This window comes from Micromonospora sp. KC213, from assembly GCF_004348325.1.
GTDB lineage: Bacteria > Actinomycetota > Actinomycetes > Mycobacteriales > Micromonosporaceae > Micromonospora.
In genome coordinates this window covers 1-13886 of the sequence record NZ_SMKF01000049.1, presented here as the reverse complement: position 1 = coordinate 13886, position 13886 = coordinate 1, and the positions used below count along the sequence as shown (strand labels likewise).

13 protein-coding genes are annotated in these 13886 nt (G+C 71.6%); 4 read left to right on the top strand and 9 right to left on the bottom strand.

Going from position 1 to position 13886, the window contains the following annotated elements:
• Window positions 1–20 precede the first annotated feature (20 nt).
• Complete coding sequence (gene yvcK, locus E1166_RS13010) at window positions 21–983, bottom strand: uridine diphosphate-N-acetylglucosamine-binding protein YvcK (protein ID WP_132338768.1); 963 nt, start codon at window positions 981–983, stop codon at window positions 21–23.
• Entirely contained in the window at window positions 980–1849 is an 870-nt protein-coding gene (gene rapZ, locus E1166_RS13005; protein WP_132338788.1) for an RNase adapter RapZ, read from the bottom strand. The genes yvcK and rapZ overlap by 4 nt, the downstream gene beginning before the upstream one ends.
• A 324-nt stretch (window positions 1850–2173) precedes the next feature.
• Between rapZ and E1166_RS13000 the strand changes: the two genes are divergently transcribed.
• Window positions 2174–2515, top strand: coding sequence for a hypothetical protein (locus tag E1166_RS13000; RefSeq protein WP_132338766.1), 342 nt, complete (start codon window positions 2174–2176; stop codon window positions 2513–2515).
• A gap of 78 nt (window positions 2516–2593) precedes the next feature.
• Here E1166_RS13000 and E1166_RS12995 read toward each other — a convergent pair whose 3' ends face one another.
• The 3 genes from E1166_RS12995 to E1166_RS12985 all read right to left on the bottom strand — a co-directional run bounded on the left by E1166_RS12995 (window position 2594) and on the right by E1166_RS12985 (window position 5609).
• The gene (locus E1166_RS12995) at window positions 2594–3493 is read right to left on the bottom strand and encodes an SWIM zinc finger family protein (protein ID WP_165944324.1); all 900 of its coding nucleotides are present in this window, start codon (window positions 3491–3493) and stop codon (window positions 2594–2596) included.
• 242 nt (window positions 3494–3735) lie between these two features.
• A complete protein-coding gene (locus E1166_RS12990) occupies window positions 3736–4725 on the bottom strand; it encodes a transporter (RefSeq protein WP_132338762.1) in 990 nt (329 codons plus the stop codon).
• Window positions 4722–5609, bottom strand: coding sequence for an ABC transporter ATP-binding protein (locus E1166_RS12985; protein ID WP_132338760.1), 888 nt, complete (start codon window positions 5607–5609; stop codon window positions 4722–4724). The genes E1166_RS12990 and E1166_RS12985 overlap by 4 nt, the downstream gene beginning before the upstream one ends.
• A gap of 121 nt (window positions 5610–5730) precedes the next feature.
• Between E1166_RS12985 and E1166_RS12980 the strand changes: the two genes are divergently transcribed.
• The gene (locus E1166_RS12980; RefSeq protein WP_132338758.1) at window positions 5731–6393 is read left to right on the top strand and encodes a response regulator transcription factor; all 663 of its coding nucleotides are present in this window, start codon (window positions 5731–5733) and stop codon (window positions 6391–6393) included.
• A complete protein-coding gene (locus E1166_RS12975; RefSeq protein ID WP_132338756.1) occupies window positions 6393–7478 on the top strand; it encodes a HAMP domain-containing sensor histidine kinase in 1086 nt (361 codons plus the stop codon). The genes E1166_RS12980 and E1166_RS12975 overlap by 1 nt, the downstream gene beginning before the upstream one ends.
• A gap of 108 nt (window positions 7479–7586) precedes the next feature.
• Here E1166_RS12975 and E1166_RS12970 read toward each other — a convergent pair whose 3' ends face one another.
• Together E1166_RS12970 and E1166_RS12965 are read right to left on the bottom strand one after the other, a co-directional pair.
• Window positions 7587–7802 (bottom strand): DUF397 domain-containing protein, encoded by a 216-nt coding sequence (locus tag E1166_RS12970; protein WP_243710327.1) that lies wholly within the window; start codon window positions 7800–7802, stop codon window positions 7587–7589.
• Complete coding sequence (locus E1166_RS12965; RefSeq protein ID WP_132338754.1) at window positions 7799–8020, bottom strand: Scr1 family TA system antitoxin-like transcriptional regulator; 222 nt, start codon at window positions 8018–8020, stop codon at window positions 7799–7801. The genes E1166_RS12970 and E1166_RS12965 overlap by 4 nt, the downstream gene beginning before the upstream one ends.
• Window positions 8021–8317: 297 nt before the next feature.
• Between E1166_RS12965 and recQ the strand changes: the two genes are divergently transcribed.
• Window positions 8318–10162 (top strand): DNA helicase RecQ, encoded by a 1845-nt coding sequence (gene recQ, locus E1166_RS12960; RefSeq protein ID WP_132338752.1) that lies wholly within the window; start codon window positions 8318–8320, stop codon window positions 10160–10162.
• A gap of 219 nt (window positions 10163–10381) precedes the next feature.
• On the opposite strand, the gene uvrC is transcribed toward recQ, so the two are convergent.
• Complete coding sequence (gene uvrC, locus E1166_RS12955) at window positions 10382–12325, bottom strand: excinuclease ABC subunit UvrC (protein WP_132338750.1); 1944 nt, start codon at window positions 12323–12325, stop codon at window positions 10382–10384.
• 10 nt (window positions 12326–12335) lie between these two features.
• Window positions 12336–13670, bottom strand: coding sequence for a jacalin-like lectin (locus E1166_RS12950; RefSeq protein ID WP_132338748.1), 1335 nt, complete (start codon window positions 13668–13670; stop codon window positions 12336–12338).
• Window positions 13671–13886: the final 216 nt, after the last annotated feature.

Sequence of the window (13886 nt, the reverse complement as noted above, 5' to 3'; positions counted from 1 at the left end):
GCCGGTGATTACGTACGTGCTTAACGATCGGCGCCCAGGACAGGCACCAACGCGGCGCCCAGGGCGACCGGATCATGACGGGGGGAGCCGCCGGTGACGGCCACGGGGGCGAGAACCAGCCGGGCACCCAGCGATTCTGCCGCACGGCCGACCGGTTCGGGGTCACCCACCGCCTTCGAATCGGCCAGCACGTAGTCGACGGTGAGCGGCGGAAGGTACCAGTGCAGGGCGGCCAGGTGGTCGGCGACGGAGAGCCCGAGGGTCTCCTTCTCGTTCGCCAGGTTGAGCGTGACCAGCCGTCGCGCCGGGCTGGCCACGATCGCGTCGGCCAGCCCCGGCACCAGCAGGTGCGGCAGCACGCTGGTGTACCAACTGCCCGGCCCGAAGATCAACCAGTCGGCGGCGCCGACCGCCGTCACGGCCTCGGCGCAGGCGGCCGGAGCGTCCGGGGTGAGCCGCAGCGACTCCACCCGTCCGGTGGTCACCGCGACCTGGTGCTGGCCGCGCACGGTGCACACCTCGTCGGGCCGCTCCGGGTCGACGCCGCGGACCCGGGCCTCGATGCCGACCGGCTGCGGCGACATCGGCAGCACCCGGCCGACCGTGCCGAGCATCGCGCCGGCGTGCTCCAACGCCGCCACCGGGTCGCCGAGCTGCTCCATCAGGCCGCAGAGGACCAGGTTGCCCACCGCGTGCCCGGCCAGGCCGTCGCCGCTGTCGCCGGTGAACCGGTGCTGGAACAGCCCGGCGCTGCGCCGGGTGGCCGGGTGGTCACCGGCCAGCGCGACGAGGGCCTGCCGCAGGTCGCCCGGGGGCAGGCCGCCGCGCTCGGCGCGCAACCGGCCGCTGGAGCCGCCGTCGTCGCCGACGGTCACCACCGCGGTGATGTCCAGGTCCAGCTCGCCGGCGGCGTGTCGCAGCGCCCGCAACGAGGCGGACAGTCCGTGCCCCCCGCCGAAGGCGACCACCTTCGTCGCGGTCATTCCCGCCCCAGGTCCCGGTGCTGCGCGTTGGCGGCCAGGTTGGCGCGGCGCAGCCGACCGGCGAGCTCCTCGGCGATGGCGACGCTGCGGTGCTTGCCGCCGGTGCAGCCGACCGCCACGGTCAGGTAGCGCTTGCCCTCCCGCTCGAACCCGGCCGTGGTCGCGCCGACCAGGTCGGCGTAGGCGGAGACGAACGCGTCGGCGCCCTCCTGGCTGAGCACGTACGCGCTGACCGACTCCTCCCGGCCGGTGTGCTCGCGCAGCTCCGGCACCCAGTACGGGTTGGGCAGGAACCGGGCGTCGAGGACGAATTCGGCGTCCGGGGGCAGGCCGTACTTGAAACCGAAGGAGAGCACGGTGACCCGCAGCCGGCGGGCGTCCTCGCCACCGAAGAGTTCCTCGATGCGCCGACGGAGCTGGTTGACGTTGAGCTGGCTGGTGTCGATGATCACATCGGCCTGGTCGCGGGCCTCCTCCAACAGCCCACGCTCCACGGCGATACCGTCGGCCAGCCGCCCCTCCCCCTGCAACGGGTGCGACCGCCGGACGCTCTCGAACCGGCGGATCAGCACCTCGTCGTCGGCGTCGACGAAGACCACCCGGGGTGAGTAGCCGCGCTCCTTCAACTCCCGGATCGCGCCTGCCAGATCCGTGGAGAAGGCCCGGGACCGCACGTCCAGCACCATCGCGGTACGCCGGGCGGCGCCGCCGGCCTTGACCGCCAGCTCGGCCATGTCGAGCAGCAGCGCTTGGGGCAGGTTGTCCACCACGTAGTAGCCGACGTTCTCCAACGCCCGGGCCACCGTGCTGCGGCCACCGCCGGACAGCCCGGTCACCACCACCAACGAGGTGTCCGTCTCCGTCATCGCCGTGCCGTTCGGGGCGTACCCGTCGGCCGTCCGCGCCTCGCTCACTTACCACTCCCGAGTCCCTGACGCCGGTCCGGTCCGCCCGGCCGCGCATGGTCGATCAGCGACTCTATCCCGCCGGGCCGGTCGGTCCGCCCACCCACACCGACGCCCCGCGGATCGCGGGTCCGCCCGTCCGGTGTCGAGTCACGGCCCGGCGGGCAGAGCGCAGCGCCGCGCCGGTCGCAATCCCGACAGATCGATTCGTTGCTCACGATCTGCGACCGGGGCCATTCTTTGCGTGGTCGACGCAGGTGACGGCCTGCACAACCGGAGGGCGCCATGCACGATCTGGCCGAGAAGAACAAATACGTCGGCTTCCTGTTCATGAAGATCAGTCCGGAGTACTTCGCCCTCGGCGAGGAGGGCATCCGAGAGGTCTCCCACGAGCACGCCCGCGACCTGGCCCGCTTCGCCAAGCAGCTCACCCACGTGGTCTGCACCGGCGTGAACGGCAGGTACGACCAGGTCACCATGGTGGAGGCGGACACCCTGGAGGAGATCAACGCGGCAGCCACGGCGTTCCGGATGGGCGGCAAGGCCCGCTACATCGAGATCGTCGACATCGTGGTGGGGATGAAGGCGCCGCCGCGAGCGCTGGCCAACCGACCGACCGGGGCCTGATCAGCCCTTCGGGACGCGGCCGGGCCGCACCCGGTCGCGTCCCTCCGCCGGCTACGGCGGTGTGGATCGTGGCCGCCGTCAGCGGCGCTTCTGTAGCGCCTTGACCCGGTCGCGGCCGAGCACACCGAGGTAGTCCCACGGCTCGTCGAGGCAGGAGTCGACCTCGGCCGCCTCGATGATCTCGGCCAGCCGGGCGGCCAGCTCGTCCGGGTCCGGCTGCACCTGCTCGCAGAGCTGGACGTGAACCGCCCGGAGCGCGCCGCCGATCTCGGCCGGTTCCTCCTCGTACGTCTCCCATGCCTCGTACAGGTGACCGGAGATGCCATCCCAGGCGCGGGCGGCCCGCTCGACCAGCAGCAGCGTCACCTCGGTCGGCGGCCGTTGGGCGAGCACCTCGATCTCCTCGACGATCGCCCGCCCGGCCTTCTCCACGTCGTGCAGATCCCAGCGGTCGCCGCTGGTCGCCTCGTGGGCCAGGCTGTCGATCGTGCGACCGATGTCGCCCAACTCGGCGGCGGTGAGGGGGGCGAGCTGGCCGGCGTGCGCCCGCAACGCGGTCTCCAGCACGCGATCCGTGGCCGCCCACTCGGCGACCAGCAACGCCAGTCGCCGGGCGGGCAGGCTCCGCGCGAGGTCGGCCAGTTGAGCCACCCTGGGGTCGATCGCCAGGGATGACGGCGGGGTGGCCGCCGAGGACCAGGCGAAGCCGTCCGCCAGGGCAGCGAGGGTGAGGGCCACCGCGTGCGCGCACAGCTCCCCGCCGGCTGGGCAGTCGCACTCGGCATGGAAGCCGTCCGCCGTGATCCCCACCCAGACCTCGTACGGCGACTGCCCGGCCTCCCGGATCACGCCGGACGCTCCCCCGCCCGCCGGCATGATCGCCTCCGGCTGACCGGCTTCCCGTAGTTTGTCCGCCGCTGCACAGGCCCCGGCTCCAGCCGCGTCCCGGAGGGCGTCGATATCGATGCTCACCGCCATCCGGTCATCTAACCGGGCGTCGGTGATGCCGGCGGAACCAGGGTGGCAACGGACTCGCCGAGGCGTCAGCCTCGCGGGCCGCGTCGCCACCAGCCACCGAAGTCCCGTCGCATCGACGCCCTCGCCGGCAACCTTCCCGGCCACGGACGCCGAAGCCGACCTGACCGCCTCGCGACCGCCGACCACCGTGGCCGGCGCGGCACCAGTTTGCCGCATGGGGCCTCCCTTGGACGGCTTCCCGGTCATGCGACGTGGCGGATGCGGCGGACGGCGAGGTAGAGCAGTAGGGCGGCGACGGCGAGGAAGATGCCGGTCTCAATGCCCTGGAACAGCCAGTACCGGGTTCCGGGCTGGTAGAGCTGCCAGTTGTAGGCCCCCGAGGTGATGCCGAGGTCGGCGCCGCACGCGGCGCCGGGACCGGTGGCGTCGGGCGCGCAGGCGATCTGCGCGTTGGCCGTGACCATCTTGCCGGAGGCGTCGCGGATGCCGTAGGACAGGATCCAGTCGCCGGCGGCGGGGTTGGTCTGCTCGGTGGCGTCCTTGACCGGGAAGGTCAGGACGCGGGCGGGCAGGTAGTGCGGCCGGGCGAGTGTCGTCAGGGCGATGCGTAACCCGAGAAACCCGACGAGCGTGGCGGACATCGCCGGCAGCACCTTGGGCCAGACGGTGCCGGCGAAGATGCCGAGCGCGACCGCGAAGATCGTGTAGCCGATCGGGGCCGTGCCCTGCATGTCGAAGAAGAAGATGTTGAAGCGGCCGTGCTGCCCGGCCTGGCTCATCGGGGTCAGCCACCACGACACGCCCAGTCCGTAGACCACCGAGGCGACGAGCGCGACGGCACCGGCGACCCCGAACTTGACCAGTGCCCAGTGTCCCCGGCTGACGCCCTGGGTCCAGACCATGCGGTGGGTGCCCTGCTCGATCTCGCGGGCGACCAGCGGCGCACCCCAGAACAGCCCGACCAGCAGCGGCAGGACGAGGAAGAGCACCCCGATCAGGGTCATCACGCCGTACTGGCCGTTGAACTGGATGGACGCCTTGCCGCAGGTGTCGGCGTCGGCCGGGATCATCGAGGCGGTACCCAGCGCGCGGACGCAGTCGTCCAGGCCCAGGTCGGCGAAGGTGTGCCGCATGGCCAGACCGGTGGGGACCATGAACACGGCGAGGAGCGCGAGGCCGATCGCGGTGAACAGTGCCTGCTTGCGGTGCTGCCGCCAGGCGAGCCAGATCATGCGGGCACCTCCCACGCGGCGTGCGACCGGGAGTCGCCGTCGCCGAGGTAGGCGAGGATGAGGTCTTCCAGAGTCACGTCGTACGCCTTCCATGCCGGATCCCGCAGCGCAGCGTTCGTGCGGACCAGCAGCGTGGACTGCCGATCGGTGTGCTCGGCCCGCACCACATGCGCGACCCCGGCGGGCAACGGGCCGCCGTTTCGGGGGCCGACCAGCTGCCGGTGCGCGGCGAGCAGGGCGCTGACGTCGCCAACGAGCTTCACCTGAGAGGCGTGCAGCACGATGAGGTAGTCGCAGGTGCGTTCGAGATCCGCCAGGATGTGCGAGGACAGCAGCACCGTGGTGCCCGTCTCGGCGACCACGGCCATCAGCGCCTGGAGGAACTCGCGCCGGGCCAGCGGGTCGATGCTGGCGACCGGCTCGTCGAGCAGCAGCAGCCGTGGGCGCTTGGCCATCGCCAGGGCGAGGGCGACCTGGGCCCGCTGACCGCCGGACAGCTTGCCGACCGGCTTGTCGCGCGGGATGCCGATCTGCGCCAGCCGGCGGTGCGCCAGCGCGGTGTCGAAGCGCCGGTTCAGCCTGGCGCCCATGGTGAACAGCTCGTCCGCCGTGAAGTCCCGGTACAGCGGCGTGTCCTGCGCCACGAAACCGACCTCGGACAGGACGGCGATGTCGTCGTACGGCCTGCGGCCGAAGATCCGTACGGTGCCGGCGTCCGGCCGCAGCAGGCCGACCGCCAGGTGCAACAGGGTGCTCTTGCCCGCTCCGTTGGGGCCGACCAGCGCGGCCACCCTCCCGGCCGGAACGCGCAGCGAGCATTCCCGCAGCGCCCAGGCTCTGCCATATCTCTTTCCGAGCTGGTCAGTTTCGAGAACGATGTCCATCCGTAGCCTTTCCGTCCTGCTGACGCGGTTTGCAGGTTTCGGTTCTACGCGGACGCCGGTGTCAGGACGGTGCCGCCGGGTGACACCGTTCTGACACCCGGGCCGTGGCATGGTGGGGATCATGCGCGTGCTGGTGGTCGAGGATTTCGAGGTGCTGGCCCGTACGGTGGGTGTCGGGTTGCGCCGTGAGGGCATGGCGGTCGACGTGGTTCTCGACGGCGACGCGGCCCTCGATAACCTGGCCGTGACCCGCTACGACGTGGTGGTGCTCGACCGCGACCTGCCGGGCGTGCCGGGCGACGAGGTGTGCCGGCGGATCGTGGACGAGCACTCGGCGACCCGAGTGCTGATGCTGACCGCGGCCTCGTCGGTGAAACAACGGGTCGACGGCCTGAGCCTCGGCGCCGACGACTACCTCGCCAAGCCCTTCGACTTCGCCGAGCTGGTGGCGCGGGTGCGGGCGCTCGGTCGGCGCCCGGGCACGGCGGTGCCACCGATTCTGGAGTACGGGGAGCTCACGCTCGACCCCGGCCGGCGGGTGGCGACCCGCGAAGGACGCCGGCTGGAGCTGAGCCCGAAGGAGTTCGCCGTCCTGGAATGCCTGCTCGCCGCGCACGGCCGGCTCGTATCTGCGGAGGATCTGCTCGAACGGGTCTGGGACGAGGCGGCGGACCCGTTCACCACGGCGGTGAAGACCACTATCCGCCGGCTGCGGACCAAGCTGGGCGACCCTGCGATCATCCACACCGTTCGCGAGGGCGGCTACCGGATCGGCGAACCGTGATGCGTGTCCGGCTTCCCCGGCGGAGCCTGCACGTCCAGCTCACGCTGCTCTACGCCGTGCCCTTCCTGATCTCCGGCGTGGTGCTGCTCGCGATCCCGCTGCTGGGCAGCAGGCAGGCCATCCCGGCAGGTCCGGTCGCGGATCCCGCCGGCGTCCCCGGCGACGGCGGTCACCTGGACCGGCAAATCACCACCTCGGCGTGGGCCATAGCCGGCATGGTGGTGGTCTCCCTGCTGCTCGGCTGGTTCGTCGCCGGCCGGTTCCTGCACCCTCTGCGCACCATCACCGCCACCGCCCGGGAGATCTCCGCCAGCGACCTGCACCGCCGGCTCGGCCGGACCGGTCTGCACGACGAATTCACCGACCTGGCCGAGACGCTCGACGACCTGTTTCAGCGGTTGCAGACCGCTTTCGAGTCGCAGCGGCACTTCGTCGCCAACGCGTCGCACGAACTGCGTACCCCACTCACCGCCGAGCGGACCGTGCTGCAGGTGGCGCTCGCCGACCCGGACGCCACCGCCGAGACGCTGCGGTCGGCCTGCCACGAGGTCCTCACACTCAACGATCAACAGGAACGCCTCATCGAGGCGCTGCTCGCCCTCGCGCACGGCGAACAGGGTCTCCAACTGCACACCCCACTCGACGTCGCCGACACCGCCGCCGAGGTAGTCGCCGCCCGCCATCAGGACGCCGGCCGGCGAAGCATCCGGATACACACCGCCCTCAATCGGGCACCGGCGACCGGCGACCCCGACCTGATCGAGCGCCTGGTTGTCAACCTGATCGACAACGCCGTGCGACACAACGCGCCGGGCGGCTGGGTCGAGATCAGCACGACGACCACCGCGACCGGCGGCGCCATCCGGGTCAGCAACTCCGGACCGATGGTGTCACCCGACGAGGTCGACACGCTTTTCCAGCCGTTCCGACAGGTCGGCAACCACCGGACCAGACACCCCGACGGACACGGGCACGGACTCGGTCTGGCCATCGTCCGCGCGATCGCCGACGCGCACGGCGCGACCGTCCACACCCGGACCCGGGCCACCGGCGGTCTCGACATCGAAATCGGGTTTCCCGGATGAATGAACCGCGGTCAGCCGGGACGTGCCTGGTCGATGCGGACCAGGTGACCGGCCAGGCGGCGTAGCAGAAGGAGCCGGCATCAGGACGGCAGCAAACTCGCCGAGGCGTCAGCCGGGCAGGCCGTGCCGGAGGTTGGCGACGAACGACGACCAGGCTTTCCGGCCGAAGAGGAGCGCCGGCCCGTCCGGATCCTTGGAGTCCCGCACCGCCAGCGCGTCGGAAGGCTCGGCCACCTCGACGCAGGAGCCTCCGGTGTCGCCGCTGCGGGCGCTCTTCCGCCACCGGGCGTTCGCGACATCGGTAGCTCGCTGAACGTGGATCACGGGATTTCCTTGACCAAGCCGGCGATCATGGTGGCCGACACCTTGGTGTCGCACGCCTCCGCACGTAGGTAGTCGAACTTCAGCGTACAGTCCCGCACCTCGTTGGGCTTCTCCAGATAGATCCCGCCGGCCTGGTTCTCGACGAAGATCACCGACTGGTCGGCCGCGTCCGGCCTGCTCGACGGGGCTGACGTGTCCGAGCAAGTCCGGGCTGCCATCACCCACGCGCTGACGAAGCCGGACCCCCTCTCCCCGTACGTGAACTCGCTGGTCGCCCGCTACGCGACCGAGCGTGAGCGGCGGTCCGGCCGCAACGGGCCGCCCCGCACGCGTACGAGCAGCCGCGCCGCTGGACGCTGCACCTGTCCTACCTGGCGAGCGACCTGCGGGAGGCCCGCGAACCGGCATCGGCGGACTCTGCTGGGGCGACGGGGACGGCGAGGCGGGCCGCTGACAGTTCGCCGCGCTCGCGGTCGATAACGCGCGGTGTCGGCCACCGCTCGTACAATCCCACGATGTCCTCCCCCACCGATCTGGACACCGCCGACGCCCTCGGGGTGCTCCGCCGGGTCTTCGGCTACGACGCCTTCCGCGGCTGCCAGCAGGAGGTGGTCGAGCACGTGGTGGCCGGCGGTGACGCGCTGGTGCTGATGCCCACCGGTGGCGGCAAGTCGCTGTGCTACCAGATCCCGGCCCTGGTCCGTGACGGCGTGGCGGTGGTGGTCTCGCCGCTGATCGCGCTGATGCAGGACCAGGTCGATGCGCTGACCGCGGTCGGCGTCCGGGCCGGTTTCCTCAACTCCACCCAGGATCTCGACGCCCGCCGCCAGGTCGAGCGGGCCTTCGTCGCCGGCGAGTTGGACCTGCTCTACCTGGCCCCGGAGGCGCTGGGCACCCGGGCCGTGCCGCAACTGCTGGACCGGGGTCGGATCAGCCTGTTCGCGATCGACGAGGCGCACTGCGTGTCGCAGTGGGGGCACGACTTCCGGCCCGACTACCTGGCCCTGTCGATGCTGCACGAGCGCTGGCCGGCGGTGCCCCGGATCGCGCTGACCGCCACCGCGACCAGCGCCACCCGGGCCGAGATCGCCACTCGGCTCCAGCTCACCGGGGCACGGCACTTCGTGGCCAGCTTCGACCGGCCCAACATCCAGTACCGGATCGTGCCCAAGCGGGAGCCACGCCGGCAACTGCTCGCCCTGCTGCGCGACGAGCACCCGGGCGACGCCGGCATCGTCTACTGCCTGTCCCGGGCCTCGGTGGACAAGACCGCCGAGTTCCTGGTCGCCAACGGCATCGCCGCGCTGCCGTACCACGCCGGGCTGGACGCGGCCACCCGCGCCGCGAACCAGCAGCGTTTCCTGCGCGAAGACGGCCTGGTCATGGTCGCCACCATCGCGTTCGGGATGGGCATCGACAAGCCGGACGTCCGGTTCGTCGCCCACCTCGACCTGCCCAAGTCGGTGGAGGGCTACTACCAGGAGACCGGCCGCGCCGGCCGGGACGGGCTGCCGTCGACCGCCTGGCTGGCGTACGGGCTCCAGGACGTGGTGCAGCAACGCAAGATGATCGAGACGTCCGAGGGGGACCTGGCCCACCGGCGCAACCTCGCCACCCACCTGGACGCGATGCTGGCGCTCTGCGAGACGATCCGCTGCCGTCGGGCGCAACTGCTGGAATACTTCGGCGAGACCGGCACCGCCACCTGCGGTAACTGCGACACCTGCCTGGAGCCCCCGGAGACCTGGGACGGCACTGTCCCCGCGCAGAAGCTGCTCTCCACCGTCTACCGCCTCGACCGGGAGCGCAACCAGCGGTTCGGTGCCGGCCACTGCGTGGACATCCTGCTCGGCAAGCAGACCGACAAGATCAGCCAGTACGGTCACGACTCGTTGAGCACCTTCGGCATCGGCGGCGACCTGCGCGAGCCGGAGTGGCGCGCGGTGGTCCGGCAACTGCTGGCCGAGGGGTTGCTGGCGGTCGAGGGTGACTACGGCACGCTCGCGCTCACCGACGCCAGCGCCGAGGTGCTGGGCCGCCGCCGCACCGTCACCCTGCGCCGCGAGCCGGAGCGGTCGGTGTCGTCCCGGTCGGCGAAGCCGCGCGGCGCCGCCACCGTGGTCGCCGACCTGACCCCACAGGCCACCGGCGTGTTCGAGCGGCTGCGCGCCTGGCGGGCGGCGACCGCGAAGCAGCAGGGTGTCCCGGCGTACGTGATCTTCCACGACGCGACGCTGCGGCAGATCGCCACCGACGCGCCGGGCTCGTTGGCCGAGCTGTCCCGGGTCAGCGGGGTCGGCGAGAACAAGCTCGCCAAGTACGGCGAGCAGATCCTCGCCGTCCTCGCCGATCCCACCTGACCGGCCAACCGATCCACCCCACTCACCCACCGGTGATCCACGCGGTGATCCACTCAGCCTGCGCCATGTCGGGCCGACCAGCGCCCCAGACACCCCCACCTGCCGCGAACGAAGCGAGCAGGCACGTGCCCGGGGGCGGGGAGGCGACGGGCGACGGGCAGCGGCGACGGGCAGACGGCGACGGGCAGACGGGGATCGGCTGGGCTCAGTCGTGCCGGGTCAGTCGGGGGCGGCGGCCTTGGCGGGGGCGCCGTTCAGGGCGGCGAGAACCGCCTCGGCGGTCCGCTTCCCCACCCCCGGAACCTCGGTGATCTCCTCGACGGTGGCGGCGGCGAGCCGTTTGAGGGAACCAAAGTGCCGCAACAGCGCCTTACGGCGTACCTCACCGAGGCCGGGCACGTCGTCGAGCGCCGATTCGGTCATCCGCTTCGAACGCCGCTGCCGGTGGAACGTGATGGCGAAGCGGTGCGCCTCGTCACGAACCCGTTGCAGCAGGTAGAGCCCCTCGGAGGTACGCGGCAGGATGACCGGGTACTCGTCGTCGGGCAGCCACACCTCCTCCAGCCGCTTGGCCAGCCCGCAGAGCGCCACGTCGTCGATGCCCAGGTCGGCCAGGGCCTGGGCCGCGGCGGCGACCTGGGGTGCGCCGCCGTCGACCACCACCAACTGCGGCGGGTACGCGAACTTGCGCGGCCGGCCGGTGGTCGGGTCGATGCCGGGGCGGTCCGGGTCCGACGCGGTCTCCTCGCCGATCTCCCCGGTCTCGGCACGGGTGTCGAGGTAGCGGGCGAAGCGGCGGCGCAACACCTCGGACATGGCGGAGAGGTCGTCGGTGGCGCCCCGGACGATGAACCGGCGGTACTCGCTCTTGCGGGGCAGGCCGTCCTCGAAGACGACCATGCTGGCCACCACGTCGGTGCCCTGGATCTGGGAGACGTCGTAACACTCGATGCGCAGCGGCGAGGTACGCATGCCGAGAGCCTCGGCGATCTCGTCGAGCGCCTTGCCACGGGTGGTCAGGTCGCCGGCCCGCTTGAGCTTGTGCCGGGCGAGGGCGTCCTTGGCGTTGCGCTCGACGGTCTCCAGCAGCGCCTTCTTGTCGCCGCGCTGGGGCACCCGCAGGGTGACCCGGCTGCCCCGCCGGGTGGTGAGCCAGTCGGCGAGGGCGTCGGCGTCGGCGGGCAGCTCGGGGACGAGCAGCTCCCGGGGGACGTCGGCCTCGCCCTGCTCGCCGCCGTAGACCTGGGTGCAGAAGTGGTGTACCAGGTCGCCGGTGGTCAGCTCCTCGGTCTTCTCCACCACCCAGCCGCGCTGGCCGCGTACCCGGCCGTCGCGGACGTGGAAGACCTGGACGGCGGCCTCCAGCGGGTCGTCGGCGAAGGCGACCACGTCGGCGTCGGTGCCGTCGCCGAGCACCACGGTCTGCTTCTCCATGGCCCGACGCAGCGCGGCCACGTCGTCGCGCAGCCGGGCGGCCCGTTCGAAGTCCAGCTGCTCGCTGGCCTCCCGCATCTCGCGTTCCAGCTTGCGCACCATGCTGTCGGTGCGCCCGGCCATGAAGTCGCAGAAGTCGTCGACGATCCGCCGGTGCTCCTCGGCCGAGACGGTGCCGACGCAGGGTGCGGAGCACTTGCCGATGTATCCCAGCAGGCAGGGCCGGCCGACCTGGCCGGCCCGCTTGAACACCCCGGCGGAGCAGGTTCGCGCGGGGAAGACCCGCAGCAGCAGGTCGAGCGTCTCGCGGATCGCCCAGGCGTGCGAGTACGGCCCGAAGTACCGCACCCCCTTGCGCTTGGCGCCACGCATCACCTGCAGCCGCGGGTACTCCTCGTCGAGGGTCACCGCCAGGTAGGGGTAGGACTTGTCGTCGCGGTAGCGGACGTTGAAGCGCGGATCGTACTGCTTGATCCAGGTGAACTCCTGCTGGAGGGCCTCGACCTCGGTGGCGACGGTCATCCAGTCGACCGACTCGGCGGTGGTGACCATCTGCCGGGTCCGCTCGTGCAGACCCAGCAGATCGCCGAAGTACGAGTTGAGCCGGGCGCGCAGGTTCTTCGCCTTGCCGACGTAGATCACCCGGCCGGTGCCGTCGCGGAACCGGTAGACCCCGGGCGACTCGGGGATGGTGCCGGGCGCGGGACGGTAGGTCGAGGGATCTGCCACGGCTTTGAGACTATCCGTTGCCGCCGACACTCCAGATCACGCCGAGCTGGTCGACCTCGGTACCGCTGCGGCCGAAGAAACCGGCCAGCCGGCCGCCGGGCGGCGCGGTGAAGGTCACCGCCTCGGCGGTCGGGGTGCCGGCGGCGAGCACCCGGCCCCGGTCGGTGGTGAGCCGGGCGGAGAAGATCCGGGTGTGCCCGTCCTTCTTGCCCTGGGTGAGGGTGACCTGGGTGACGTGCTCACCGTCGGCCAGCGCCAGGGAGGTGGCGGTGCCGCCGGTGCCGCCGTGGGTGAGGGTGCGCCCGTCGGCGAGGCTGAGCGCGACCTGGTCGAGCCGGCTGGCGCCGCGCAGGGTGATCCCGGTGACCCGGGGGCCGGCGGCACCGAGGTCGGTGAACGGGGTGCCGTGCGGGCCGCCCCAGGTGTCGCTGGCCCGCAGCGTCGGGTTGAGGCTCCAGTCGAACCAGGCGGCGTGCGGGTAGTGGTCGGAGAGCGGGCCGCCGGTCGGGGTCAGGAACCTGGTGTGCTCGTTGTGGTAGCGGCGCAGGTCGAGCCGGACCAGCCGGTTGCTCCGGTAGAGGATCTTGTCGACGACCTCGCAGCCGTTCGTCACGTTCGCCGGGTCGCAGAGCAGCGCGGGGCTGCCGGCGGCCGGCGGCGTCCCGCCCCGCTCCTGCTGGACCCAGACGTCGGTGAGGCCGTTGGCGGCCACCAGCTCGCGGATGTTGTCGCCGGTGCGGGTCCAGCGGACGTTGAGGTCGCCCATCAGGACCACCGCGTTTCCGGCCGAGTGGGCCGAGATGTACGCGGAGAGCTGGGACAGGTTGGACCGGCGGGCGGCCAGGTCGGCCTCGGTGCTGCCGGCGTTGGGGTGGGCGTTGTAGAAGTCCACGAAGACGCCCTCGGCCAGCCGGATCCGGGAGGCGGTGAAGCCCTTCGGGGTGAGGCAGTCGGTGCCGTTGCAGGAGTTCCACTTGACCCGGGCGAAGTCGCTGTACGGGAAGTTCGACAGGGTGTTCAGGCCGTCGCCGAACGGCACGCCCCCGCTGGTCGGGGTGCGGTGTGGGTGCCGGTCGGTGGCGTAGAGGTCGGCGTGGTAGTTGAAGTCCTCCTGGACGTGCACGATGTCGTACCCGTTGATCCGCTCGCCGATCGGCCGGGTGTTGGTCGCGGGGTCGCCGCTGGAGATCAGCTCCGGCAGGCCCGCGACGTTGTAGGTGAGCACGGAGAACGACCCGGCGGCGGGGGTGGTCGCGGCGTTGCCGGGCGCGGCGCTGGCCGGCCCGGTCGGGGGGAGCACGGCCGCGAGCAGCATCGCGGACGTGAGCAGACGGACGACCTTCATCGACGGTCCAATCTGGAGTCGGCGGCCGGGCGGGGGATCCCGGCCGAGTGGGATCGAAGGCTATCCAAACAACCCGAGCCGCTCAATACTCCTGGGTAACAACCGGGCGACGCCACGATTGACACCTTCCGATACCCACCGCCGACCGCTTACCATCCGGTAACCGAATGTTATTCACGAAATGATCCCCACCCCCCTCGAAGGATCACCATGCCC